The 1,377-nt window shown below is 73.4% G+C and carries 1 protein-coding gene and 1 pseudogene; both read left to right on the top strand.

The features are described from left to right. Positions 1 to 831 (top strand): GNAT family N-acetyltransferase (locus AC1DXV_RS34635; protein ID WP_477938048.1); only part of this gene is annotated, 831 nt, incomplete at its 5' end. Further along, positions 828 to 1,377: pseudogene (locus AC1DXV_RS34630) on the top strand (hypothetical protein); the annotation flags it as partial. The gene AC1DXV_RS34635 and the pseudogene AC1DXV_RS34630, both read left to right, overlap by 4 nt.

The raw sequence follows: 1,377 nt of genomic DNA, 5'->3' as shown, positions 1-1,377 counted from the left end.
GAATGGGGCTTCGCGCGGCGGGTCTGGCTGCGCGGCCTGGCGGTGCACGGGCCGAGTGCGCCCGACCTCGCGCAGCTCGCGTGGTGCGAGTCCTGCAGCGGCGATCTCGAGGCCGCCTTGCGCCATGCCGCGGCAGCGCTCGCGTGCCGGCCGGACGACCCGCTGGCGCGCGACGTGCAGCAGCGCCTGGACGAGCGCCTGGCTGGCTGGGACGAAGCGCCCGGCGGCTGGCTGCGCTGCATCGCGCGGCAGCCGGGCGGGCTGGCGCTGGAGCCGCTCGACGGCAGCCATGCACCGGCACTCGGCCACCAGTTCCGCGATCCGCAGATCGCGGTGATGTCGGGGTTCGATCCGATCGACGAGAAGCGCGATGCGGCGACCTGGGTCGACGAGCGGCGCCGCGAGACCGACCGCATGGACTACGCCGTGATGCATGCGGAGCACGGCTTCGTCGGCCACACCGGCGTGTACCGCTGGGCGCGCGCGGGCTTCTTCTATTTCTGGATCGGCATCGATCACCAGGGGCGTGGCTTCGCGGCCCGGGCCGGTGCGCTGCTGTGCGAGTTCGCGCTGCGCAACGGCGTCGACTGCCTGCTGACCTCGGTCTATGGCGACAACGTGCGCTCGAGGCGTGCGCTGGAACGCATCGGCTTCCGGCGCCTGCCGGTGCGCCGGCGCAGCGACAAGGAGCCGCTGCACTACCTGGTCCTGACGGCGCCGGGCGTGGACGTCGACGCGATGGAGGTGCTGCGCGACTACCACGTGCGCGAAGAGCAGGCGACCGACTTCGAGCCCGATCCGGACCCGGTCGGCGGATCGGGGTTGTCGTGAGCACCGTGTCGGACGATCGTCGCCGCGCTGAGGAGGCCCGCGCGGCGCTGCTTGCCGAGAGCATGCGCCGGCGGCACCAGGTCGACGAGGTGGTCCGGGCCGAGGCCTCGCAGTCGGTGTCCGCGCAACTGGAGTTGCGCGAGGAAGCGGTGTTCAAGGCCGCGGTGCAGGCTGCGCTCGACGACGGCCTGCCGCAGCTCCCCGTGTGCCCGGTCGAGCCGGACGAGCCGCCTCGGGAAGACGCTGCCGCCGAGCCTGCTGATGCGCCGTTGCCGCCATCGCCATCGCTATCGCTATCGCCGCTGCGGTCGTCTTCGCATCCCGCTGCGCCTGTCACTGCGCTGCACCTGCCATCCCCGTCCACGGACACCGATCCGCGAGCGATGCCAGCGTCTTCACCGATGCCTGCGCGAGAACCGGCCCGCGGGGCGCCGCCGTCTCGGGCCAGGCCATCGCGTGCGCCGGTGATCGCGTCGGCGTCTGCGGCCGCGCCCACGCGGGCCTCGATCGCGGAGCAGCGTCCAGCCGCCGCCGCCGCCTCGAGGC

The organism is Rhizobacter sp. P3_C12, assembly GCF_056402735.1.
The sequence above is the reverse complement of the archived record's forward strand: the minus strand, read 5'-3'. Positions and strand labels throughout refer to the sequence as shown.